Origin of the sequence: Qipengyuania qiaonensis, assembly GCF_019711515.1 — a bacterium.
Lineage (GTDB): Bacteria > Pseudomonadota > Alphaproteobacteria > Sphingomonadales > Sphingomonadaceae > Qipengyuania > Qipengyuania qiaonensis.
Map to the genome: position 1 here is coordinate 1 of NZ_JAIGNO010000008.1, position 25,202 is coordinate 25,202.

General features: G+C 59.7%; 18 protein-coding genes. 7 read left to right on the top strand and 11 right to left on the bottom strand.

Annotation, left to right across the window (positions count from 1 at the left end; translation table 11 throughout):
- Window positions 1–249: 249 nt before the first annotated feature.
- The 4 genes from K3174_RS17160 to K3174_RS12340 all read right to left on the bottom strand — a co-directional run bounded on the left by K3174_RS17160 (window position 250) and on the right by K3174_RS12340 (window position 8,424).
- Window positions 250–561, bottom strand: coding sequence for a nucleotidyltransferase family protein (locus K3174_RS17160; RefSeq protein WP_221558896.1), 312 nt, complete (start codon window positions 559–561; stop codon window positions 250–252).
- Between the two features lie 36 nt (window positions 562–597).
- Window positions 598–1,769 (bottom strand): IS3 family transposase gene (locus K3174_RS12330; protein ID WP_221558898.1). Its coding sequence is split into 2 segments (ribosomal slippage): window positions 598–1,517 and window positions 1,517–1,769, totalling 1,173 coding nucleotides; the frame shifts between segments, so codons are not numbered across the junction.
- Between the two features lie 215 nt (window positions 1,770–1,984).
- On the bottom strand, window positions 1,985–6,193 hold the full coding sequence (locus K3174_RS12335) for a translocation/assembly module TamB domain-containing protein (protein WP_221558900.1): 4,209 nt from the start codon (window positions 6,191–6,193) through the stop codon (window positions 1,985–1,987).
- Window positions 6,193–8,424 (bottom strand): autotransporter assembly complex protein TamA, encoded by a 2,232-nt coding sequence (locus K3174_RS12340; RefSeq protein WP_247712149.1) that lies wholly within the window; start codon window positions 8,422–8,424, stop codon window positions 6,193–6,195. The genes K3174_RS12335 and K3174_RS12340 overlap by 1 nt, the downstream gene beginning before the upstream one ends.
- Before the next feature lie 108 nt (window positions 8,425–8,532).
- On the opposite strand from K3174_RS12340, the gene K3174_RS12345 reads away from it, so the two are divergent.
- Window positions 8,533–9,663 carry a YihY/virulence factor BrkB family protein gene (locus K3174_RS12345; RefSeq protein ID WP_345719644.1) on the top strand — a complete coding sequence of 377 codons (1,131 nt, stop codon included), beginning with the start codon at window positions 8,533–8,535 and terminating at the stop codon, window positions 9,661–9,663.
- 338 nt (window positions 9,664–10,001) lie between these two features.
- Here K3174_RS12345 and K3174_RS12350 read toward each other — a convergent pair whose 3' ends face one another.
- On the bottom strand, window positions 10,002–10,175 hold the full coding sequence (locus K3174_RS12350; protein ID WP_221558909.1) for a hypothetical protein: 174 nt from the start codon (window positions 10,173–10,175) through the stop codon (window positions 10,002–10,004).
- Between the two features lie 304 nt (window positions 10,176–10,479).
- The gene (locus K3174_RS12355) at window positions 10,480–10,740 is read right to left on the bottom strand and encodes a hypothetical protein (RefSeq protein WP_221558911.1); all 261 of its coding nucleotides are present in this window, start codon (window positions 10,738–10,740) and stop codon (window positions 10,480–10,482) included.
- 157 nt (window positions 10,741–10,897) lie between these two features.
- Here K3174_RS12355 and K3174_RS12360 point away from each other — a divergent pair, with 157 nt between their 5' ends.
- From K3174_RS12360 to K3174_RS12370, 3 genes are all read left to right on the top strand, one after another.
- On the top strand, window positions 10,898–11,281 hold the full coding sequence (locus K3174_RS12360; protein ID WP_221558913.1) for a response regulator: 384 nt from the start codon (window positions 10,898–10,900) through the stop codon (window positions 11,279–11,281).
- Window positions 11,282–12,569: 1,288 nt separating this feature from the next.
- On the top strand, window positions 12,570–14,576 hold the full coding sequence (locus K3174_RS12365) for a TonB-dependent receptor (RefSeq protein ID WP_221558916.1): 2,007 nt from the start codon (window positions 12,570–12,572) through the stop codon (window positions 14,574–14,576).
- Window positions 14,576–15,724 (top strand): PepSY-associated TM helix domain-containing protein, encoded by a 1,149-nt coding sequence (locus tag K3174_RS12370; protein ID WP_221558918.1) that lies wholly within the window; start codon window positions 14,576–14,578, stop codon window positions 15,722–15,724. Before K3174_RS12365 ends, K3174_RS12370 begins: the two co-directional genes overlap by 1 nt.
- A 661-nt stretch (window positions 15,725–16,385) precedes the next feature.
- Here K3174_RS12370 and K3174_RS12375 read toward each other — a convergent pair.
- Window positions 16,386–17,675, bottom strand: coding sequence for an aminotransferase class V-fold PLP-dependent enzyme (locus K3174_RS12375; RefSeq protein WP_221558920.1), 1,290 nt, complete (start codon window positions 17,673–17,675; stop codon window positions 16,386–16,388).
- Between the two features lie 119 nt (window positions 17,676–17,794).
- Between K3174_RS12375 and K3174_RS12380 the strand changes: the two genes are divergently transcribed.
- Entirely contained in the window at window positions 17,795–20,437 is a 2,643-nt protein-coding gene (locus K3174_RS12380; protein WP_221558922.1) for a TonB-dependent receptor plug domain-containing protein, read from the top strand.
- On the opposite strand, the gene K3174_RS12385 is transcribed toward K3174_RS12380, so the two are convergent.
- Window positions 20,420–21,145, bottom strand: a complete 726-nt coding sequence (locus K3174_RS12385; RefSeq protein ID WP_221558924.1) for an NAD(P)H-dependent oxidoreductase — start codon at window positions 21,143–21,145, stop codon at window positions 20,420–20,422. The genes K3174_RS12380 and K3174_RS12385 overlap by 18 nt on opposite strands.
- Before the next feature lie 106 nt (window positions 21,146–21,251).
- Between K3174_RS12385 and K3174_RS12390 the strand changes: the two genes are divergently transcribed.
- Window positions 21,252–22,151, top strand: a complete 900-nt coding sequence (locus tag K3174_RS12390) for a LysR family transcriptional regulator (RefSeq protein WP_221558926.1) — start codon at window positions 21,252–21,254, stop codon at window positions 22,149–22,151.
- A gap of 105 nt (window positions 22,152–22,256) precedes the next feature.
- On the opposite strand, the gene K3174_RS12395 is transcribed toward K3174_RS12390, so the two are convergent.
- Window positions 22,257–22,619, bottom strand: coding sequence for a hypothetical protein (locus K3174_RS12395; RefSeq protein ID WP_221558928.1), 363 nt, complete (start codon window positions 22,617–22,619; stop codon window positions 22,257–22,259).
- Window positions 22,620–22,861: 242 nt separating this feature from the next.
- Here K3174_RS12395 and K3174_RS12400 point away from each other — a divergent pair, with 242 nt between their 5' ends.
- Window positions 22,862–23,542 (top strand): CPBP family intramembrane glutamic endopeptidase, encoded by a 681-nt coding sequence (locus K3174_RS12400; protein WP_221558930.1) that lies wholly within the window; start codon window positions 22,862–22,864, stop codon window positions 23,540–23,542.
- A gap of 28 nt (window positions 23,543–23,570) precedes the next feature.
- Here K3174_RS12400 and K3174_RS12405 read toward each other — a convergent pair whose 3' ends face one another.
- Window positions 23,571–23,717, bottom strand: coding sequence for a DUF4177 domain-containing protein (locus K3174_RS12405; RefSeq protein WP_221558932.1), 147 nt, complete (start codon window positions 23,715–23,717; stop codon window positions 23,571–23,573).
- 145 nt (window positions 23,718–23,862) lie between these two features.
- Window positions 23,863–25,173 carry a sensor histidine kinase gene (locus K3174_RS12410; protein ID WP_221558934.1) on the bottom strand — a complete coding sequence of 437 codons (1,311 nt, stop codon included), beginning with the start codon at window positions 25,171–25,173 and terminating at the stop codon, window positions 23,863–23,865.
- Window positions 25,174–25,202: the final 29 nt, after the last annotated feature.

Here is a 25,202-nt window from a genome sequence, read left to right on the forward strand (position 1 = left end):
CTTCGTCACTACGACGAAGCCCAAATCCTCCTTAAATCACAACCCCAAATCTGTGCCATAGGCGCTGACGGGGAACAGGCTTCTTCGGCCGGCGTCAGAGAATGCCCCAACCAGCGCCGAATGACTGGGCAAAGCTCATTCGCCTCCGGATGCGCTTCCAGATCACAGCTCTTGCCCCTTAGCCGACAGGCCGCTTCCGCGCTTTCCGGTTTCAAACCGGACCAGCCGCCAAGACCCTAATTGCGGACATCAACCGTATCGTGAAGAAGTGCCAGAAGCGGACACAGCCATTTCGAGCTTTGGATATCTCTTAATCCAGTTTTTTGCGGATACGCGTTCGAAGAAAATCGGCAACTTCTCTTCCCGAAATGGTGGCCCAGGACGCAGTTGAAATGTGATTAGATCTTCAAGCCCGAGTGGAGCGTTGACCTCGATTAAGCCTGTGCAATCAATCCGCACTGCGATCGCGGTTGCTGTCTCTGGCCAATATCTCATAGCTTCGGCCACCGATTGGTAAGGTCTATCTGCATTTCGACCATGCATCCGCGCCTGATTTTTCACAGACTGATGTGACCCCCAGCTTTCCTCCAGCTGGGATTAGAGCCGGGCGGTTGTTTTGCGCATCTGCGCGGTTGAAGCAATGGGCTGCGTAGCGGAGCCCGTAGGGCGTAGCGAAGCAGGCCATTGCTTATCCAGTTCGGCGGCGAACGCCGCCGGGGTTGCGTAGCCAAGAGACGAGTGCGGTCGCTCCCGGTTGTAGTCATCGACCCATGCGGCGATCTCGACACGGGCCTGTGCCAGGCTCATGAACAGCGTCTCGTTGAGCAGCTCGTCGCGCATCCGGCCATTGAAGCTCTCGACGTAGCCGTTCTGCATCGGTCTGCCCGGTGCGATGTAATGCCACTCGACGCCCAACTCTCCGCACCATGCCAGCACGGCGTTGGAGGTTAGCTCGGTGCCGTTGTCGCTGACGATCATGCCCGGCTTGCCGCGCTGTTCGATCAGCCGTGTCAGTTCGCGCACGACACGGCGGCCCGAGATCGAGGTGTCCGGCGCCGCTGCCAGGCACTCCCTCGTCACATCATCGACCACGTTGAGCACGCGGAACCGGCGACCGGAGGCCATCTGGTCATGCACGAAGTCCAGGCTCCAGCGCTGGTTCGGCAAGGCGAGCACCGGAGCAGGTGCCCTCGTGCCGACAGCACGCCTGCGGTTGCGTCGTCGTCTGACCGCGAGCCCTTCCTCCTTGTAGAGCCTCTGTGTCTTCTTCCGGTTGATCATGATCCCCTCCCGGCGCAGCAGGATATGTAGACGGCGATAGCCGAACCGGCGACGCTGGTTGGCCAGCTCGCGCAGCTTCTCACGCAGATCGGCATCATCGTCCCGCGTGGAACGGTAGCGCACGCTCTTGCGATCGGCATCGATGACACGGCACGCCCGCCGCTCGCTCATCCCGTGGCAGGACTGGAGATGAGCAACAGCCTCCCGCTTCGCGACGGGCGTCAGAACTTTTTTGCCAGAAGATCCTTCAGTGCAGCCTGATCCAGCATCGCATCGGCCAGCAATCGCTTGAGCTTCGCGTTCTCGCTCTCCAGCTCCCTCAGTCGCCGGGCCTCGGACACCTCCAGCCCGCCATACTTCGATTTCCAGTTGTAGATCGTCGCTTCCGACACGCCATGTCGCCGCGCAAGGTCGGCGGTCTTCGCGCCCGCCTCGGCCTCCTTCAGCACGCCAATGATCTGCTCTTCCGTAAACCTCGTTCTCTTCATCTTGTCCGTCCTTTTGTCAGGGCCGGACTCTAATCGAACTTGGGGGGAAATCAGGGGGTCACGTCAAGACGAGCGAGATGTGTCCAACTCATGATCAAGTTCTTTCGCTTTGTCCTCGATCTGCTCTTGCGCGGACTCGTATCGTTCGTCGAAGGTCGGCTCGTTTTCACACGCGGCGAGAGCAACGAGGGCGAGCAGGCCTGCTGAAGCGCGCATCAGTAGTTCTTCCGATACCGGACATTGACGTTTGTTGCGCCTGAACCACCGGCCTGACTGAGGATCGACAGGAACGGCGTCAGGCTCACCTCGAGCTGCGTTGCGGTAAAGCCGCGCGCGTCGGTAATGAACTCGACGTAGATATCGTCGGTCAGATATTGTCCTGCGGCAAGCGATGTTCCACGACCGTTGGTATCATCGGGGCCGAGGATGCGGAGCCGGTCGACGCCCGTCGCAGAGCGCAGCTTCCCCAGTGGATTGAGCCCACCACCACTGCCACGGAGCGAATTCAGCGACGCAGCAAGCTGCACGGCCTGAATGGTGGACAGGTTGCCGATGGAACTCCCGAACAGGATACGAGAGACGATTTCATCCTGCGGCAGTCCAGGGACGCTGGAAAACGCAATTTGGGGGTCATAGGCACGACCGGATACGTTCACGTTGACCGTCACCTCCTCGATATCCTCGGTCGCCGTCAGGCGGATAACCGGATTGATCGTGCCGCCGCCCGTGAAGTCAACCCGACCTTCGCTTAACTCGAACGATCGTCCTGCGAAGCCGAGTGTTCCGCGTACCAGTTGGACGTCCCCGGATACGCGCGGCACGGTGCTAGTACCACTCAAGCGCAGGTCGGCGCTCCATTCGGATTCGAGACCCATTCCCGACACATAGAGCTGCTCAGGTGCGCTCAGGGCGATGTCGAGCCGCAACTGGTCGAATAGTCCCGGCTGTGATTGGGCAGGTTCATCGCCAGTAATCCGCTTCGGACCGCGCGGCGGCTTGAAGCGCACGCCGGCAAGTTCCGGAACTTCGACCGATCCTTGGCGAATTATCTCGTAGCGCGTCTCCGGCAAAGTAATTTCGCCTGACAGCAGTGCGGTCTGGCCCGCGGCCTTGGCCAAGCGCAGATTACCGGTAGCGGTGGCGGAAAGCGCATCGCTACGTGCCAGCCGCGCATCGTCCAGAGCCACTTCGACATTCATGGGATAGCCGCTTGCTTCTGCCAGGCTGACATAACCTTGGGCAGCAACCGTTCCGTCACCCGCCGTCGCCGTCAGGCGCTCTATGGCGAAGCGGTCGCCGGTAAAACGACCATCGATAGCTATGTTCGACAGTCTCGTGCCATAAGTCTGGTTTTCGTATGTCAAATCGTTGGCGCGGACGATGCCGGCCAGTTGAGGACTTTGTACGCGGCCGGAAAAATCTGCTGCGACGCCGATCGGACCCGAAAGGCGCTGATCGGGCTGGCTGGCGAAGGAAAACAGCGTATCCGCCGGCCCATTATACCGGATCCCGCCGTCCAGCGGTGCTGCCAGCAGCCGCGTTGTCCAGCTGCCCGAACCCGGCGGCAGGGGCCTCAGGGAAGCGTTCAGACGTCCGATCACGCTGCCGCGGCGACGCATCACCGCGCGTGCTTCGCCACCATCCGGAAGAAGCTTGCCGACGAAATTGATATCGATGGGCTGGCTGACCGAAACCGCCGTGGTGCGGCTGAAATTGGCGATCTGCAACCGGGCATCGGCGCGCGGGAACGCAGACGTATTCGGTTGGTCGAAATCCAGGCTACCGGTCGCACGGCCGTTGATACCCAGACCGGGAACAAATGCTTCGATTATCGTCAGGTCGAGCGAATCGAGGCGGCTCTGAACCTTGATTCCCTCTCCATAATTACCAGCGAGCCGGATATTGCCACGACCAAAATCGATGCGGGTGGGCAGTAACTCGTATCCATTCGCATTCGGAATGATGCGGGCCGGGCTAGTGGTCGCGAACTCGATCCCACGCACCCGGCCTTTCAGTGCAGTGCGCCACAGATCAGGCTTCAGCTCGGCATTGGCAGCGATACGGAATGGCACACCGCTGACACCTTCAACCAGCACACGCGCGGTTCCGTTGCCATCGCGGTAGTCGATCTTGGCACGTGCTGCGGCGAGATCAAGACTGCCGAAGGTCGTTTGAGAAAGTTGCGCATCGGCAACGACATAGGGCTGATCGTACAGAATGATCCGTGCGTCGACGATGGCGGAGCCGATCGCAAGATTGGCAGGGCCGGGAAGCACGGTATTCCGGGCGCGCAGGTTTATCAGGGCCTGCTGATACTGTCCGGCTGCATCAAGGCGGACGATGCCCGCCAAGCCTTGGCCATCCGCATCGAGACGACCTGCAAATGGCCCCGCCGGTGTCTGCCGCAGCGATCCCGCAAACCCGATACCCGCGAGGTTGGCGTTGTTGATGTCAAGCGTTAGCTGGTTGCCCATACCGAGGACAACGTCGGCGGTCAGCGGGCCGTAATCGGTATCCCCGGTCGCGGCGAGACGGTAGCCGTTCGGCGCCCCGGTAATATTGGCGCGGAGATTTGCCAGGCCGATACCCAGATCCGGCCTTTCAGCGGTCACCACGGCATCGGGATCGGTGAGCGTACCAGCCACCCGCACACCGATGCGTCCATAGGCATCGGTCATGCCGTTCGCATTGAGCGCCAGCCTTCCGTCGGGGGCGTAGAAACCGCTTCCGCCGGTGATGCGAGCGGCGGGCGCGCGCATGGAAAGGTTCGAGAAGCGGATTATCCCGTCAGGTCCGTAGCGAACGTCGGTCGCAGCAACAGCATTGCCGCCAAGAAAATCGCGTACCCCTTCGTTAAACAGGCTGGTGGAGCGTGCCCGTACGCGTCCTGCCAAGACGAAGCCACCATCCTGAGATTCAAGATCGACATCGGTTTCGATATTGAAAATGCCGACGCTTTCGACGCGGTAATTGTCGATCTTGCCGTCGATGGCCCCGGTGTAGAGCCCGGTTGAAGTGTCGGCGAGCAGGATCAGGCCGGCATCGATCCGGTCCGAGCGGATACGCATGTTGTCCGACAGGATGCGGGTGCCGTCGATCGCGACATCGCCTGCAAGGCGGACATTGCGTAGCGTTCCCCCGGCAACGGTATCCAAGCCGACGATGCGCGAGACGCTTGCCTCCACCGGGATCATGATCCGATCGGCATTGACGGTTGCTTCGCCGCTGGCGCGCAGGTTTTCCAGACCCATATCGTTCATCACCAGGCGGGTGGCGTTGAGCGCGTATTCAACGCGCGGGGTCGCGAATTCGCCATTGAGCGTAAGCAGCGCGCGCAGGCCGCTGCCACGCAGGTTTTCGGCCATTGCCGAAGGTCTGAGCAACATGAAGGAGAGCGCCAGATCTTCGAAACTGTTGTCCGACAGATCGACCAAGCCGTTCGTGTTCAGGCGGAAAGCGTCGCTGTTGAGATTGCCCGCCAGCGTTACGCGGCGCTCGTCCATGGCGGCGGACATCTGGACGTTCATGACTGGTCCGAGCAAAGCGGCGGTCGGCCCTTCGAACATACGTGCAATCCGCGTTGGCCCGCGGACGGCAAAGGTCCCATCCCGGGCGGTAATTTGCAAACGGGCGAGTTCGTTGCCTGCCAGGTTTGCGTCGAGCCTCCCGTTCCACGCTTCCCAGCTTCCCTGGCCGTCGAGCCGAATTCTCAATGGATCCGACAGACCCGCCATTGCAGCAAGGACGCCGTTACCGGGAGCGTTCAGATCGAGGTTCAGATCGAGCCGATTATCCTCCGGAACCGCGTCGACGACCAAGGCGATACGATCGCCCCCCGCGCGGTTCCGACCGGAAATGGTCTGGGCATCGAAGGTCGCATGAGCGCGTCCGTCGGCAATATGCGCCTTGCCGCCAAGTGAAGCCACGCGGACCTCGCCGCTGACCGGGGCTTCAGCGACAAAGCGGTCGATGCGCAGCGTGCCGATATCGATATCGTAATCCGGCAGCAGCGGTTCTTCCGAAGGAGTTGTCTCGGCGAATTCGGGGAGCCGCTGCAAGGTTATCAGACGTGAGGTGAGCGAGCGGATGTCGATATGCCTGCCGATGAACGCAAAAGGGCGCCAGTCCATCCGGAGCTCGGGTGAAGTGAGGAACACGCCTTTCGGATCGGACAGCGACACGTCGTGCAGCACCATCTCGCCATATAGCGATCCGTCGATGCGCCCGACATCGATCTCCATGCCGTTCTCAAATTCGAGCGCTGCGATCTGACTGGCGACGAACCGCTTGCCCGGAGCCGTGTTAAGGCCAAGCACCAGCGCTATGACGAGCACCATAAGGCTGGCGAGCACGACCCCGGTCCATTTCGCGATCTTGCGGGCGCGATGATGGCGCGAGCTGACCATGTCTGTTTCCTCGGCCATCAGAACGCCTGCCCAATAGAGACATAGACGGCAAACTTGCTCTCGCCTGCACGTCGGTCAAGCGGCATGGCCAGATCGATGCGCAAGGGGCCGAAATTGGTGTAGTAGCGCCCGCCGATGCCGGCACCGAAACGAAGATCGCTGAAATCCGGCAAAGAGTCTTCGTAAACCTGGCCGGCATCGACAAACCCGACGACGCCGAAATTACCGAAACGATAACGGACCTCTGCCGCCGCTTCGTTGAGGCTGCGTCCGCCCAGCGGGCGGTAGATGAAGGGATCGGCTGTTTCATCCGGATCGTCCGGATCGAAGTCGGGATTGTCGAGAATGACGCGCGGCCCAAGCTGCTGATAACCGAAGCCGCGGACCGATCCGCCGCCGCCGGCGTAGAAGCGCCGCGATGGGGCGAGATCGAAGCGATCGATGCCCTGAATGGTGCCCACTCTCACGCGGCCCGCGAGCGTTAGCGCATCGGTAGGCGAGAAATAGGCCGAACCGTCCAACCGCGCGCGAACGTATGGCGTAAATCCGTCCTGGAGTGATCCTTCCGGTTCGATGAGCGCCGTAACCTTGAAACCTTCGGTCGCGTCGAGAAGGCTGTTCGTACGGTCAATCCCGATCTGACCGATCAGGCCGCCGATGAAGAACGTCCGCCGGTCAAGGTCCTGCAGCGTAAAATCGTAGTCCTGTTCATTGGTGCCGATCAGCTGGACGCCATAGGCATAGGTAAACGGCTTCTGCCAGATATTGGTTGAATCGTAGCTGATCAGTGCGGAAAGTCGTCCCGTGAAGGCCTCGTAGGCGTCGTAGTCGCTATGCAGCGCTTCCGCAGTCACCTGGAACGTGCGATCGCGCTGTCCGGCATTCGAGCGGCGGAAGGTCAGGCCCGCGCCCTGTTCCTGAGTTCCAGCAACACCGCGGGCTATCAGAGCTCCTTCGGGCGGGAACAGGTTGCGATGCGTCCAGCTGCCTTCGATACGGAAGCCCTGCCCGGTGCCGAAGCCGGCGCTTCCCGCTAGGGTCCGCGGCGGTCCGGCTTCCTGCTCGACGACTATCGTCGCGTATTCGGTGCCGTCGCCAGCCGGTTCGCCGCTCTGCTCAGGCAGCACGGAGACAGTGTTGAACAGGCCGGTCGCGACCAACGCCTGCCGCAGATCGTCGACCATGCGGCTATCGTACAGTTCGCCGCTTTCGAACCGGGCGAGGACTTCCACATGGTCGGCATCGAACGCGAGATTGCCGGTCGTCCGGATCTCGCCGAAGCGTGAGCGTGGACCGGTGGTGACTGGCAAGGTGTAGACCCCGTCGCCCGTTTCCTGATCGAGGAGGATGTCCCGCTGGCCAATCTCGGCGAAAGGATAGCCGTTTTCTGGAAGAGTGACCGCTACCTGCGCCTCTGCACCTTGCACGCGTGCTGCAACGATCGGTTCGCCCACCTGCAACGCGAGATTGTCGCGGATCAATCCGGGAGGTTCGGTTCGATCGGCATCGATGATTATGTCGGAGAAGGTATAGCGGGACCCCGGGACGACTTCGATCACTGCAGTCAAAGGTTGCCCGTTGACTTCATTGGACCGATCTATCCGGGTGGCAGAGCGCGCCTCATACCATCCTTCCGCTGCGAGAATGCGCTGCATAAGAGCGCTATCCTCGGTCAGCCTGGCGGATACCTGAGCGACATTGGCGGCTTCACCATCGCCATCTTCCAGCGCGGAGAGATCGTCGAACTGATCGCGAAGGCTTGATTCCGTTTCCTCGTCGGCCACCTCGAGCCCGTTAATCTGAACTGCGTAGGCGACCTCTATGACTTCATCGTCATTCTCCTCCTGCGCGAACTCTACCGGCTCCACTTCAAACTGCTCAAGCGGAGGAAGCGGTGCTGTCAGTTCGGCGTCACGGATAGGCGCATCGCCGATTTCCTCGGTCGTATCACCGTCGGCCAGCACCGGATCGCCGAGCGGTGCCGCTTGGCCCTCCGTCGGTTCCGCATCGGCTTGTTCGGACGCAATCCGTCGCTCGAATTCCTCTATCGATTCAAGCGGCGCGTCGAGCGCAGGATCGCTAGAGGGGTCCAGGTCCGGTACCGTTTCTTCGAATTCCTCGTCGGTGATGACCGGGTCGATGACGGGCAGGTTGGCGTCGGAAGGAGGGGCGGGGACGTCCAATCCGGAGGCTTCGCTATCATTGATCTCGCTGTTCTGCGCTGCCGCGGGGTACGCAAGGAGCGCCATTGCCAAAGCGAAAATCGAGGAGGCGGACCGCTCGGCCCGGGCACGATTGCTCTGCAGCGGTGTTTGAACAACAAACGAACTAGCGACGACCATAGAAAGCGACCCAAGGTGCACAACGAAGGACGAACCGGATCGTCGCCAAGCGGTCGGCAGGATACCAATGAAGTCGACAATCTCTCCCTCGGACCTGGTTCATCCCTCAAAGACCCGCCCGGCGCAACTGCAAAAAGCCCTTGGCAGATGCCAAAAGCGGCTTGGAAACAGATTCTTAGGCGAGCGTGGACCATGTGGGGCTTTCACAACCTGTCGCTTTTGGGTGCTGGTGTGGCATTTTTTACCTTTCTTGCGCTTACCCCGCTCATCGCTGCGACGGTTATGGTTTACGGACTGGTGGGTGATGTCGACACCGTGCAGAGGCAGATGCAAGCCATCATCGAAGTTGTTCCCCGCCAGGCAGCCGCCGTCATCGAAGACCAGCTCATGGGTGTGGTAACTGCCAATGCCGGAGTTACAGGACTGGCGTTAGTTATAGCTCTTGGCTTTGCTATTTACGGCGGGATGCGCGCGGCAAACGGGCTGATCGGTGCTCTCAACATCATCAATGAGGAACACGAAACACGTGGGATCATTTCGCTTACTTTTCGGGCCGCGGCGCTTACGCTGGCAGCGATCTTCGTCGCATTGACCGGCTTGATCAGCAGCGGAATGTTCGCGTGGCTGCAAACACAGGCAGGTGGTCTTTTCGGTGAAGCCGCGGAATTTGCGATCAAGTGCCTGACCTGGGTTGCATCCGTATTGCTCGGCAGCGCCGGCTTCGCACTCATAATGCGATATGGGCCGGACCGTGAGCCGGCTCGATGGCGCTGGCTGGCTGTCGGCGCCATGGTTGCGACACTGCTCTGGATCGCGGTTTCATTCGGGTTTTCGATCTATGTGGCTTATGTCAGCGATTACAACGCAACATACGGGTCGCTGTCTGCTATCGTGGTCTTTCTGATGTGGCTGTTTCTGTCCGCCTACGGGGTACTCGCGGGCGCCTTGCTGAACGCCGAGATCGAGCGTCAGACGACGGTCGATACGACGACCGGTCCAGAATTACCGATTGGAGAGCGTGGCGCGGTTCTTGCCGATCTGGCAGAAGGCGGTCTTTCAATCAGGCAATGGATGGAAAAAGCAGAACGTCGTGCCGTCCGACGGCATCTGCGGTCCAGCATGTTCATATCGAAATCTAAAGTCTAAGACATTCGAATAAGATGCATTGACCAATTGCAATCGCAGCGAGCCGGAACGGTAGCTGGTAAGTCAGCTCTGGGGCCGTGTATGGACGTCCCCTCGTTGACAAGGGTTTCCGGCGTTGAACTTTCTGCTGATTGAGGCGGCCATATGTCCAGAATTTGAATGTGGCGCTGCTGGCCACGGTGCCTTTCGCGCGAACCGGGTCCCGACCTATGGCACGCCACTGCAAACGCAACGGCTCCGAATGAGGTTTCCCGGTTTGGGAGTTTCAACCGGCTTTGCGCATCAACTCCTCCTCGCCCTTTCCAACATCGTCGGCGCGGCATCCCCGCGCCTGAACTCTACGGCGCTATCTCCTGCGGGTAACGGTAGCGTTCGCCACTGGTCTCAAGCGCCCAGACCATGCGCGTGTTCTTGTTCGCCAGCGCGACGGCAAGGACTTTTGCCGGTCGGCGAGCCAGCAGTTGAACGAGCCATGGCCAATTCGTGCCGTGCCGCTCGGTACAGCGGATCACGGCCATCGCTCCGACCACCAGTACCTAACTGCCGCTGGATTAGTTCCGTTTGGGTGCAAGATCGATCAAGGCTGCGAGGTCGCGACCGGTCTTGAACACAACCAGGTCGGCAACCTACGGACCAGTCACTTCTGGGCAAATATTATTAAAACAGGTAACGATCGGCTATCCGATTGCGTCTTTTTAGCCATAGCAGCCGCAAAACTGGATGACGTAAATCGTAGTGCCAGCGCAGAAGCCTCTGCCCGCGGCTTGGCGCGCGCATCTCGCATCGCGCCTCGGCGCTGGACAAAATAGCGCGCGGTTACCGCAGGTCGTTCAGATCATCGATCAACGCCGCAATTTTCTCTACTGCTTCGCGCGTGGGCCCTTCATATCTAAGTGCGTCTTTGCGAACATAATCGCCAACCGACGGGTGGGCCATGTAACCGACCGCAGCAGCGCGATAAGCCATCATCGCCTGATGCAAGGCATCGAAACTAGTCGATTTGCCGTCTTTCGCCGCAATCGCCTTCTCAGCGACTGCCCGTGCACGACTGGCAAGATCGTCTAGACCCTCTTGCATAGCCTTTACTCCTAGTTCGCCAATATGAATTCAGTTCACATTTGTGAGATTGTGCACAAAGGCAACACCGCTGACAATTATCGCGGAACACAGGGAACGAAACCCCTATGTCGATCGCTTGATGTATCTCCGGGTCGCGTCGGTTGGCGGTACATATTTGACTTCAAAGCCCACCATTCTGATCGTCGAAGACGAAGCGTTGATCCGTCTCTCCCTCATAGAAATCTTCGAGGATGCGGGTTTTGTCGTTCTGGATGCCGATAGCGCATCGAGTGCTGAGAAAATGCTTGATGCAAAATCGGAATCCATCAGCATTTTATTGACAGATATCCGTCTCGGCGCTGGGCGAGACGGATGGGACGTCGCGCGCCATGCAAGATCTAAACGAGAGGATTTGCCTATCGTATTCGTTTCTGGCGATAGCACCGATGACTGGAAGGACAGCGGGATCGAGCGAAGCGTTATGCTTGCCAAGCCGGTTCGCGACGATGATCTCTTAGGGGCGGTGAGCGAAGGCTTGGCCGGTGTAGGGCGCGCCTGAAGTTAGCTCCGAGGATTCGAAACCGACGGTCCGGTCTAGGCGGTAGGTGGCTAGAAGCGGTCATTCCGACTGGTTGTGACTTCTGTCTAAATGAGGTCGTCTGGGAAACCCAAACAATATAGGAGTCACTCGATTAAAGCGCGGACAGCTTCCCATTTCAAATTTGCAGTTCTCGCGGCTCCCGAACCAGCCGGTCTACAGGGCAAATCACACCACGGAACAATTTCCTGGTCTGGTTTCCTTTCTGCTGTCTGCGAGGTACCATCGCGAAGCTTCCCCAGTCTGGGCGGCATTGTGATAGCAAACATCGGTTGCCCCCGATATAGGGTCTACGAGCACAGCCCACTGATGATCGTCGCAATTGTGCTGCTGGCACCCCCATGACCCGATCTTTCCCTGGTATCTTGAGATTGGCGCTGATGGGCCGCCAGGCGACTGCATGGCGCGCAAAACTGTGGCGTCGGTTACGGTCTTGGCAATGCCGGCGGTAACCACTGGGTGATCGTGCCAAGTCACTCCGCCCACCGTCTCGAAAGGAAACTTGCCGACGAAGGCGACAAGGTCGCTGCCGGCGCTGGCAACTCCGGGCGACGGCGAAACCATGTTCTCGCCGATAGAGCCAGTCGTATGGAAATTGGTAGCATCTGACGAAACTTGCGCGACTTGTGTGTCATCAAGCACTCCGGCAGCTGGCTTCGGGTCGCCCTCGGCCTTTTCCTCCGGCGGAGCGCCACTGCTGCATGCAGCCAAGCAAACGGCAAAACTAGCCAATATCGCTGGATAGACATTCCTCCGCATCTTCGGTTTCTCCATGATCGATGCAACCCAAGAGATATTTAACAGACGGTTTCGTGCGCGACCAGATTTAGGTGTCTTCGGCAATTCGCCGAATATTTTCGTCCGAACTGACCACAGAGCTTGTCACAACAACTCGACTGAGGCGACAAAGCAAAGGCTTTCACAGCCGATTATGATGTGCGCGAAGCTCGCCTCATCTGGGAAGATTCTCTCACTGACGCAGTTCTGGCTAGTGCTACCCATTCATTGATCAATCAGGAACCTACAAGGCCATCAGCTCATGCTGCGCCCAGCGCTACAGCAGTCCACTGTGTTCACGAATGCTCAAAGCAACCGCCCGCCCATTGCAACTCCGCAAGGCGCTATTGCGAGGCATTCGCGTTGACACGAGAGTGCGGCCCGCATAGTCGAATTGCAAACGATTCGCAGGAAGGGCTGCATGAGGTCAACCATAATTTACGCTACCTTAGGCGCATTGCTATTACCGAGCATGGCGAACGCTCAAGAGAGCACGTCTGAAGCCGACGGCGACGAGGGGCGCGGCACGATCATCGTGATCGGCACAAGGGCCGAGCGCGAGCTGGTCGACACTCCCGATAGTGTTGTGGTGCTCAATGGCAAGGAGATCGAGGCGCGGCAGGCGGATCGCGTCGAGCAGTTGCTTGCGCAAACGCCGAATGTGCAACTTGGCTCGGGCGAACAAGGCCCGGCGATCCGTGGGCAGAATGCCACCGGCGTCTTGCAAGGAGCCGATGCCTTTCTCGGCGGCACCCGTCCGCGCGCGACCATTCGCCTCGACGGGCGCGACCTCGGTTTCAACGAGCTGATCTACGGCGCCACCGGGGTATGGGACGTGGATCGAGTGGAAATTTTCCGCACGCCGCAGACCACTACGCAGGGCCGCAATTCGATTGCCGGGGCGATCTTCATCCAGACCGCCGATCCCACCTATGAGTTCGAAGGGCGTGCCCGCGCGCTCGTCGGCAATTACGACACGCTGGGCCTGTCCGGCGTCGTTTCCGGCCCCATCGTGGCCGACCAGCTCGCCGCGCGTGTCGCGGTCGACTACCGCGAAAGCCGCGCGCAGACCGTGGTGCCAGATTTCATCGACGGTGTGGACGAACGGCGTGACGATTTCTTCAATGTACGCGCCAAATTGCTCGCCGAGCCGGAAGCTTTGCCGGGATTGCGATTGGAATTCATCTACGCCCACACCGACACGGCTGCGCCGCAGGCCGACACGGTGCGCGAGCCATTCGAGGACCGTGCCAACCCCGAAGGCGGCGGCGGACTGTGGCGCACGGATACAGACTCGATAACTGCGGTTGTTCGGCAGGAACTTGGCGGCGATAGCAGTCTGGCGGTGACCACGTCCTATGGCGACAGTGTGATCCGCCGCCTTTCGCCGCCGGGCCAGGGCGTCGGGCGCATCGATGTCGAGGATTTCGCGATCGAGGTGATTGCCAGCAGGCGGCCGGCCGAAGGGATCGGCGGGGTTCTCGGCATTTCCTATCTGACGACCAGCCAAACCGATTTCATCGACCTGACCGCCTTTCTGGGTAATGGCGATTTCACCGACGATCAGGAAAGCTACGGTATTTTCGGCGAGGTCGAAGTGACGCTTGCTCCGCGCTTCTCGATCACGCTGGGAGGGCGCTACCAGAACGACAGCCAGGATCGCGACGGATTTCTCGGAACATCGGACTTCGGCTTCACGGTCGATTATGACCGCAGCTTCGATGCCTTCCTGCCCAAGGCGGCACTGACCTACGAACTGTCGGACGATGCCACCATCGGCCTGCTTGTCCAACGCGCCTACAATCCCGGCGGGACCACGATCTCGTTCGAGACCGGTCAACAGGACACGTTCGGAAAGGAAACACTGTGGAACTATGAGGCGTTCTTGAAAGCAGCGTTGCTGGACGGACGCCTCCGGCTCGGCCTCAACTCCTTCTACGCCGACTTCGACAACGCGCAGCGCCCGCAGACTTTCGTCACCACGCGACCGGATGGCTCGGAAGTCGTGTCGGTCGAGATCGACAACGCGCCCGAGGCGCGCACCTATGGCCTGGAGGCCGAAGTCGATTTCTCGGTGACCCCGCGCTTCCGGTTGGGCTTTGGTATCGGCCTGCTCGATACCGAGATTACGCAGACGCTCGATCCTACCGATCCGATCCTCGGCAATGAATTCGAGCGTGCGCCCAAATTCAGCGCTGCTGCGTCTGTGAATTGGGAGCCGCTTGACCGCCTCAATCTCAATGCGCAGATTCGACATAATGCCGGCTACTTCAGCGACGACGCGAATACGCGCGCGCTTGCGATTGGCGACACGACCGTAGTCGACGCACGGGTGTCCTATGGCTTGGGTCCGCTAACCCTTTTCGCTTATGGTCGCAACCTACTCGACGAGTTCTACCTGACTCAGCTCTACACACCCGATTTCGGATCGCTCGGCGAACCTCAAGAGTATGGTGTCGGAGTCGAGGCGCGGTTCTGATGTCCGTGCGCCGCTTCCTGCGCCTGACGCATGGCTGGATCGGGTCGGTGCTCGCATTATTCATCGTGCTCGTGGCGGGAACTGGCGCGAGCCTGGCTTTCATGAGCGAGATGTTTTTGGCGCAATATGGCGAGGTGCTGGAGGCGGAAGCGCCCGCTCCTGACGCCAGGCCTGTCGATATCGACGCGCTGTTCGCCTCGGCTCAGGAAGCACGGGGCGATGCCTTCACGCCGATGGGCCTGCTCATGCCGCATACGCGTGTGCCGAAGGTCGAAACTGCAATGGTCTTCGGCATGGAGGACGGCGGCGATCCGGATTATCCAATGATGGTCAGCGTCGATCCGTGGACCGGCGAGACAAAGGGCGCCTTTTCCCTTGGCGATGCTTTTGGCCATGACATGATCGATTTCCACTACGAGCTGACGATGGGACAGGCCGGGGCCACCTTCGTAGCCCTGCTCGGCCTTCTCCTCTTGGGTTTCGCGCTGACCGGCTTGTGGCTTTGGTGGCCGCGCAAGGGATCGGTCTGGAAGAAGGCACGTGCGCCTAGCCTCAAGGGCAAGGCGTCGATGCAACTCTTCTCGCTCCATGGCTGGCTCGGGGTCTGGGCCGCATTGTTGGTCGTCGTGTTCGGTCTCAGCGGCACCGCAACCGCGCGCCCGGACTGGTTCGGGCCGGCGCTAGCCGATGCCGACGCGCTGGAACCGGTCGGAGCAGAGTGGAAGCGGCTATGCGATGGCGCAGTCTCGCCCGGAATGGCAGCGGCGAATGCTCTGACGCGGCTTCCTGGACGTGAGGTCTCGACTATCTATCTCGTTCCGAACGAGCCAATCCACGTGTTCCTGCGTGGTCGCAACGACCTCAACCGTATGGAAGGCGATGCCATCTATTGGCAACATCCGACATGCGCTGGAACTGGCAAAGCTATCCATGTGGCTGCAACTGGAATTCCAACGCAGCTGGGCAACATGATGCTCTCGCTCCATGGCGGCTATGTGTTTGGCCCTGTATTGGGGCCGATCCTGGTTTTGTTGACGGGTTTGTCTCTCGTGTTTTTCAGCGTCAGTGGCGTGATCGTGTTCTTCACGCGCACTCTGAGAGGCAAGCGTCGAACACCCAGTCAGCCGGATTGGTTTCCCGCCGAATAGCTCGCGAAAAATGCCGCAAGATCGTCGCTTGCCGCTGTGATACTTTGAGCCAACATGTTGAAGGCGCGGCAGCGGAATGGAAACTCAAATATATCAAATCGAACGTCGGCCTCGGGCTAAACCGATTACAATCGAATGACCATATTTGGGGCGCGTAGCTGTCATCGACGCCAGTCTTAACGAACGACCGCTTTCGGGAAAAAACCGCAAGCATTCGAATGACCGAGATGAGGGCGCAAAGCGGCCGTTGCCTTTGATGACAAAGCATCGGATATCGGGAAAGGTGGGTTGAAGGCGCAACTGGTCGAAATGCAGGGCGTCATCGAAGCCTCAATCTGCAAGCATCCTGACCTAAGGGTAAAAAGCTTGGGCAAAGCGGGGTACTTGTGAGGGTATTACATCAATGTCTGGTCAAATGGAATCAATATTTCCATAGACTTAGCATGCTAGATCGAATCCCTCCTGCTCCGCCACCTGGTCTGGGTTCTTTGCAAGATTTGCGGCCGGGCCTCCTGAAGCCCGCAATTCCGCCGCGTTCTGCGACGCTCTCCGGTGGCGGCGGCGAGCCAGAATGGGAAAGGGCATTGCACTCAGGCCACATGGCTTCGACGAGGAGCGACATCTCGAACCGAGTAACGCCAGCCAGCCATTCCGTCGGCTCCTATGCAAACATGGAGCGCTCGGCCTGAATGGCAGCGACCAGACGATCGAGATCGTCCTCTGTATTGAACAGTGCTGGCGTAACCCGCATGACCGCGCCCGAGGCAAGACCTGCTTTCGCAACGACCAGAACCCTGTGTCGCTTTGCGAACAGACTTTGCACCCGTTTCGCCTGCTCCAAGTTCTTTTGTCCGGGAAGGCGAAATGCGCCGATGACCGCGTAGCGATCGCGGTCGTCGGGTTGGACTATCTCGAGGCCGGGAATGTCCTGGATCCCTGCCACCCAACGATCGCGCAGACCGCGCAGATAAGCTAGCTTGCGCTCCGGACCGAGATCGTGATGCTGCGCGACAGCTTGCGGAACCGTCAGCCGGGCGGCGAAGTCGATCGTTCCGGTGGGCACGCGGGCGCGGATGTCGTCGGGATCGCGGATGCGGTTGCCGAGCCAGGGCGCGATGTCCGCTTTGCGCTCTTCACGGATGTAGATCGCCCCGGTGCCCAACGGAGCCGCGAGCCATTTGTGGAGCGAGAAGCCCATGAAATCGACGCCCATCGTTTCGACATCGACTGGCAACAGACCGACTGATTGCGCGGCGTCAAGAATGATGTCGATCCCGCGCGCCTTTGCCATCGTGGCGATTTCCCGGACCGGCATTGTCAGGCCGTTACGGTTTGATACATGGGTGAGCAGCAACAGCTTGAGGCGCGGCGTTTCGCGGAACAAGCGCTCGTAGGTTTCGAGAATAGTGGCTGTTGTGGAGGGCTCGGGCATCGTAATCCGCTTGAGCTTGGCGTCCCGCGTCACTGCGAGATGCTCCATGGCGTACTGCATTTCATCGTAGTCTACGTCGGCCATGGCGATGGCATCGCCAGCTTTGAGCGGCGCGTAATTCACGATCAAGCCGTAGAGCGCTTCGGTTCCACCAGCACAAAGGGCGATCTCGTCCGGCGAGGCTCCGATCAGCGTGGCGGCCGCATCGGTCGCTGGCTGCAAGCGTTCGTCTCGCGACAGACCAGGCAAAGCGCTGCGCAGAAAGACCGAGTGATGACTGTTCACCCATTCGGTATTCTCGCGATAGAGCGCCCGCGTCGCGCGGGTCATCGCACCGTAATAGGCCGCATCGAGGCTGACGATGGACCTGTCGATATCGTAGAGATCGGTAAACGGTCCCGCGCCCGGCGAGATAGCAGGCATCCGCGCTTTAATTTCCCCGGGCATCATGGCCGCTGCGGGCACGGCCGCCCCTGCAGCAAGCACCGTCCGGCGACTGATTGCTCTTTCATTCGACATCGATTGCACCACCCTTTCGTCTACGAAACACAGGCACTGCCCGTGAGACGAATTGCTCCTTGATTAACGTTCGAGGCTCTGCTTTGGGCACGTTACATCATTACATCAAGGGTATTCTCATGCGTTTCCGCTTGTCGTTTTTCGCTGCCATGGCGGGCAGCACCGCTATAGTTTCCCCGGCGTTCGCGCAGCAGGGTCTGCCGGAAGAACCGACATCCGATCCGGTCGAGATCGGTGTCGATGACGGTATCGCCGACCAGGAAGCCATTATCGTTACCGGCACGCGATTTCAGCCGCGCACCGCCACGCAATCGGCGGTGCCGGTCGACGCGATCTCGCGCGAGAGCCTGCAGCAGGGCGGCCGGGTGGATCTGCTGGACCAATTGCGGACCCAGGTGCCAAGCTTCTCGTTCCCGCGGCCTTTGGGGTCGGGTGTTGGCGATTATATTCTGCAGCCTTCACTCCGCGGGCTTGGACCAGGTGAACTTCTCGTTCTCGTAAACGGCAAGCGCCGTCACACCACGGCGGACCTCAACGCCAGCAACGGCATCGGCCGCGGCGACGTGGCGGTCGATCTGAACGCGATCCCGACGCTTGCGTTGTCTCAGGCGGAGGTGCTGCGTGATGGCGCCGCCGCGCAATACGGTTCGGATGCCATTTCAGGTGTGATCAATCTCATTCTTGATCGGTCCGTCGGCACGCGTGCCATGGCAACTTACGGGATTACCGAAAGGGGCGATGGCGAATACTACGAGGCCTCCGTTTCATCCGGTATCGACCTCGGCAACGATGCCGTGCTGCGGCTGACTGCGAGCTATCTGGACCGGGAAGGAACGAACCGGTCCGATCCCGATACGCGCCAGCAATATTTCGGCACGGATGCGGTCGGACAGCCGACCGCCATTTCCGGGAATTTCGGGTCGGGCACAGGGCTGACGCCGTCGAACGGAACGCTGGACCCGCGCGAAGCGACATTCGATCGCAACGTCTTCCGGTTCGGCGATCAGCCTTTCACCAATGCCCAGTTCTTCGCGAACTTCGTGGCGCCCGCCTCCGATACGGTCGAGGTCTACGCGTTCGGCGGATATAATCGGCTAGAGGGCGACATCGAGTATTTTTTTAGGCGGCCTGGTCAGAACGAAACCATCCGCGCTTTCTATCCCGATGGCTTCCGGCCACGCTTGGACAGCCGGATAGAGAACTTTTCGGCAGCTTTCGGTTTGCGTGGCGAGGATCTCGCGGGCTTTGGCTGGGACCTCTCGACGGTCTACGGGGTCAATACGCAGGACCTGTTCTACGAGAATAGCGCCAATGTGTCGCTCGGCCTTGATTCTCCGACCCGTTTCTATCGTCTCGGGGCGGATTTCTACCAATGGACGTCGAACCTCGATCTTACGCGCGACATCTTTATCGGGGACGGATCGCCGGTTCAGCTCGCTTTCGGCGCCGAATATCGTGAGGAAGATTATCGTCTGTTCTCAGGCGATATCGACGGGTTCCGCAATGGCGGCGTGCCCATTCTCGACGGCCCCAGTGCGGGCAGTCCTGCCCCGATCGGTGCACAGCCCGGACCGACGGCCGGCCCCGATGACCGAGCCTCGATCGGTCGCAACAGCAAGGCCGTGTATGCCGAGGTTCAGAAGGTATTCTTCGATCGCCTCCTGCTTCAGGGCGCAGTCCGCTACGAGGATTTCTCCGACTTCGGCAATACCACAAATTACAAGGCGGCCGGGCGTTTCGAGATCGGCGGCGGGCTTGCGGTTCGGGCATCCTACAACACGGCCTTTCGTGCACCGGCTCTTGCGCAGTCCGGATACAACGCTTCGAACACGCTTATTCTGAACGGACAGCAGGCGGTCGTGCGCGTTGCCGCGGTAGGCAGTCCGGCAGCGCGACTGGCGGGTGCACAACCGTTGCGGCCGGAGAAGTCGGAGAACATTTCTGCCGGCGTCGTATTCGAAAGCGGCGCATTCTCTGCAACGGTCGATGCCTATCGCATCGATCTGAATGACCGCATTGCGATCTCGTCCACGTTCCAGGATCAACGAATAACGGATTTCCTCGCGGCGAACGGACAGGCGGGGTTCGGAGCGATCTCCTTCATTACCAATGCGGTCGATACCATCACCGAGGGCATCGACGTGGTGATGAACTATCGCCACCAGTTCGCGGATTCGAGCGAGCTGACAGCGACGCTTGCCGGCAATTACAATACCACGGAGTTTGACCGCATTGCCGATACGCCGGCGCCCCTAGCGGCATTGGGTGTGACGACGCCGCTGTTCGATCTGACGCAGCAATTACGCTTCTCCGACAGCCTTCCGCGAAGTAAGGTAACGCTCGATCTCAATTACATTAGCGGACCGCTGAGCATCGGGGTGCAGAACACCCGGTTCGGTGAGGTCTCGACCGTTGCGCTGACAAACCGCACGCCTGCGCAAATCGTTGCATTGACGCCCGGTTACGATGTCGAGCTGGTGCCGGTCGCAGGAAGCGCGAATTCGGACATCATCCAGACATTCGGTGCGAAGATCCTGACCGACGTCCAGCTAGGCTATGCGCTCACTCCCGCCCTCAGATTGACGGCGGGTGTCCGCAACGTGTTCGATGTCTATCCGGACGAGAACATCCGGTCGTCGGTAGAGAGCGTTGCGGAAGGCACGAACGGCGCGGATGCTTCGGGGACCCAGCCCTACAACGCGATCTCGCCCTTCGGTTTCAACGGCCGCACCTACTTTGTGCGGCTAGGTCTGGATTTCTGATGGAGCGGAGGGAGCATGCCCAGCGCCGCTTGCCATCGGCGGCCGGTCAAGTGCTTCCGATCGCGGACCACGCTCGGAGGTATCGACCTCGTCACCCGCGTGGGCGAGGTATACGCGTTGCTGGATCCGATCTGCCCTCTGCGTCCGCGCGGAAAAGGATGACAATGCGCGGCGATATTCGCGTCCGGCCTCGCTAAGTCCATCATAATCGAGTAGATCTGCGCCATAGACAAGGAAGGGCTCTTGCCAGTCCATTGCGAAGCGGTTGGCGGAGGCGCGCAGCGGCGCGAGAAGCTCCATGACACTGAAGCGATTGCGTCCTTCCGGTCGATAGGTAGCCTCTTCGGCGCCCATTGTTGCTGCAATCATGATGGGCTTTCCGGCAAGGCCGACGCCCTCGGTATCCTGGTGCAGATATCCCATTCTGGTCAGGACCGTGTCCTGCCATTGCTTCATCAGCACGGGGGTCGAATACCATTGCATCGGGAATTGCAGGACGATGCCATCGGCGTCGAGAAGGCGGGCTGCCTCCCGGGCGCCGTCGCGTTCCATCTGAATTCCTTTTGGGTATAGAGCACTCATGTCAGTGATCGAAGTATAAGGCAGGCTCGCGGCAGACTGTGCCATCGCGGCATTGACCTTCGACCGTTCGAGGTTCGGGTGAAAAAGCAGGATCAGGATTGTCGGTTGGCGGTGTTCTATCGGCATGTTTCAACTCGGTTGGCGTTCGTTGCACTACGGGTGTCAAACTAGGATGTGGCAAGCGACAAATTATCCTTCCAATCGATAATCATTATGAACTATTATCCACGGCATGAATTTGCGATCGGTAGATATGAACCTGCTCGTCATTCTTGACGCGCTTCTCGACGAGCAACATGTCGGTCGCGCAGGTGAGCGTGTCGGTCTTTCGCAGCCAGCCATGTCGGCAGCGCTTCAGCGTTGTCGCGTTCTCTTCAGGGATGAACTGCTCGAGCGAACCCGCGGTAACATGCGCCCGACACCCAGAGGCCTCAGTCTCCGCCAACCTCTCAAGGAACTGCTCGCGGCGGCCGAATACGTTATCGACCCGCCCACGCTGCCAATCGGCGAGGTCGAAGCAACGCTGAGGCTCACGATGTCCGATCTATCGGCTCTCCTTTTGCTGGAGCAATTGCTCGCCGAGCTTGCCGTATCGGCTCCTCGCATAGACATCGTGCTGCAACCGTGGAACGGAGCAGATGGAGCCTGCCAGGCGCTCAAAGAGGGTGCCACCGATATTGCGGTCTCGATAATCGATACCGGGGACGAGGATTTGTGCCGCGAAACGCTGAGTGAAGAGACCTATGTTGTCGCAATGCGCGAAGATCATCCCGCAGCGCGCGATTTCGCGATCGAGCGATGGCTCGCTTTCCCCCACATCGTTGTTTCGGGTCGGGGGAATGCGCGGACATCATTGGATCGCGATCTTGCGGAACGCGGTCTGAGGCGACGAACCGGTGTCGTGGTTCCCACTTTCGGTTTGGTGGTGCCCCTACTGCGCTGCACCCACATGATCGCCATGGTGCCCAAAAGACTGGTCAGCGGCACAGCCGGACTCGCAATTTTCCAGCCACCCATTGCCGTGGAAAGCATAAGATTATCACTGGCATGGCATCGTCGCCGCAGAAGCGATCCGGTCGTGCGTCACGTCGCCAGCAGTCTCGCGGCCAGCTCGCGTCAACCGGCTAGCTGATCACACTGAAATCGGCACGGCGTGCCCCCCGGAATGCCATTTCGGGGGATATTCGTAGGCTCATCAAGAAAGTCTGGGCCGCCATGTTCAGGCAATCTTTGCCTTTCAGTTGAGCGCGAACAGCGCATCATGCGGGGTCGGCGAATGGCTCGGCCTGCGATGTGCCAACTGAAAGGACGAATCATGCCCCCACACCTGAGAAACAAGATCCTTCGACCCGTTAAGAGCTTCGGGCTTTTGGCGCTGCTTGGCGTCTCTGTTGCTGCCTGCTCGGCGGACAGCGGCGACCTGAGAAGTGCCGCGGCTGCAAATCTTGCCAGTGAAACTGCCCTCAATGCGCAGATCATGTCCGATCGCGCGCGCGCCCAGCGATGCGATCGCGACCCGAGCCGGAAGGAGTGCCCCCGCATCGACCGTGAGCAGGCCGAGCGCGATCGCGCATGGCGCTGCGATCGCGATCCGGATCATCGCGAGTGTCGTCGCCGCTAATTGAAACGGTAGCCGCCGTTTCCTAGGCGGTTCTCAACGTCGCCGATGCGCCGGGAAAGGTCAGGCAGCCGGGGGAGCGGCAAGTTCGCTCCCCCATTTGTTTGCATTCGTGACCGACCTGGGATCGCAAAGCGAAACAGTCGGGTTATGGCACGGCGACGTACGCGCCGACCTATGTATTGTTCGGAGCGAGCGTGATGAACACACCGAGGCAGGTCACAATGGTCCTCGATAACTGGCAAAGTCCCGGCAGGCCGGGTTGGGCCAGCATCGGAGTGGGCCTCGCAACCTTCGCGATCGCTCTGAGCATCGTTGCCCTGGCAATGGGATATCTGGCAGACGGTCTGCCGATTTGGCAGGGCGTGATTGGATCCTATGGCGGCGCCATCGCCGGTCTTTGCGGATTCGCCGCCGCGTACGCGGTGCGACGCACCCCTTCCGATCAGTTCGGCATCGTCGCCAGCCGCCTGCTCTGGTATGCCATCGCGGCAGGTCTCGCCATCGCTGCCTATGGCCTGAGTCTGCTGATCATCGATCTTAATGCAGTCGTGACAGGTCAGGTCGATCAATCCCAAGCGGTTCTTCATGAGGCAGTGCGCGGCGGAGCAGTCCCATTCTTGCTCGCAGTTCTTGGAGGCGCTATTTTGACCCCATTGGGAGAAGAGCTCCTCTTCCGCGGCGTTATTGCCAACGCCCTCAACAAATATGGCGTCTGGGCGGGGGTCGGTCTGAGTTCCGTTATCTTTGGCCTTGCCCATGGCACCGGCGTGATCCTGTGGGTAGCAATCATGGTCGGCCTGATCTCCGGCGCCCTGTTTCGCAAGACAGGATCTGTTTGGCCCTCGGTCCTTCTCCATGCTGTCTACAATGGTCTGCACTCGGTCGAGTGGCTAATTTTCTGAAACAAGCGGGCTTTTGCGCCGAACAACTTCAAGCGCGCACTTCTCGTTTAAAGAAATAATGGACAACGAAGTGAGCGGGAGAAACGACCGCTACCAGTTCCCATCCCTCGGCGCCGAGGCTGTCGAATTCGTCAGGCTTGAGTGTTTGTTCGACGACTTTGTATTCCCATTTCATTCGATCTTCTCCTTAAAGCGCTGCGAGCGGCCAATTTGCCTTGGCTTGGGGACCTGACCGGCAATCATGGCCGCCAGCTTTCATGATGGCAGGAGGTAATCAGGCGAAGATTGCGCGAACATTGCCGGGCGCGAAACGTGAAGAGCTAGTCGGCGCCTCCAGATGCCGCCTCGGATATCCGGGTCTGATCGGCCCCCAGCCTGACACGCACAATCGTACCCCCTGTGGCCGTATCGCGAATGGCCACGGAACCCCCGTGGCGAGTGACAACCTCCCGCACAAGATTCAAGCCCAGACCACTGCCGAAGTTGGACGGGCGCAACCGGTAGAAAGGTTCAAACACACGTTCGCGCTCATCCGGCGGAATGCCGGAGCCGTCGTCCTCGATCTCGAACCCCGAATCCGTCACGCGCGCGACGACATGCCGTCCACCATGCTCGGCGGCATTCTGCACAAGGTTCATGACCACCCGTTCGATGGCTGAGGGATCGCCAAGGTACTGCTTGTTCGCCAGAACCTCGACTTCGATCGTCTTTCCTTTGGCAATGATGATCGGCGCCAGTTCAGCAGCCACCTTGCGGACAAGCGATACAAGGTCGAAGCGCTCCTGTTGCTGGTGGTTCTCCATGCGCTGAAGGTCGAGCAATTGCTCCGCGAGGGTCGCAAGGCGCTGAATGTCGCTGGCCAGCGCGCGGGTCTTATGGTCTTCTGCGCTCTCCACCTTGCTGAGCAACACCGCAATAGGCGTGCGCAGCTCGTGCGCTGCGTATCCAAAAAAGCGCTTTTGCCTCTCATGCGCCTCATCCAGTCGTCGTAAGGCTGCATTGACTGCACTGACAAGCGGCGCAATTTCCCGAGGAGCATAGTCCTCGCTGAGGTAGCGTCCTCGTGTGTGCGCATCGATGGTCGATGCTTCGTGCGCGATGCGATGGACACCTGCGAGCGATCGCCGCACGATCCAGGGCGTGACCAGAAACGAGGTTAGTGCCAGCAGCACGAAAATGGGCAAGACGATGACGTTCGAAGCAAGGGCAACTGTGAGGTTCAGGTTCGAAAGCGCGCCATGCCCCATGATCGTGAGATCGCCGATATCGGTTGCCTGTCTTCTCACGACTGCAGCTAGGTCATAGGGCGGTTGCCGGTCACGTAATTGAGCAAAAGACAAATCGCTCAGTCGCCCGGTGAACGATACGTAGTGCTGCGGCACCGTCCCGAAGCTTACGCTGCGCCCACTATCATCTTCCGCCACGAACCATAATTGCGGTGTCTGTGAGCGCAATTCGGCCAGTTCAGGTGTCATCACGACCGAGAGCTGCCCGTCGTCGCTGCGCTCAATCGCGCTGGCTATGATGGGAATGATCTGTTCATCGGTGTATGGACCACCGCTGTCGAAGCGGATTGCAATGGCAGTGATGATCGCGAAGGAGGCGAGCAGAATCAGAAAATTGACCGCCAAGGGGTAGATGATCAGTGGCCGTCTGAGCG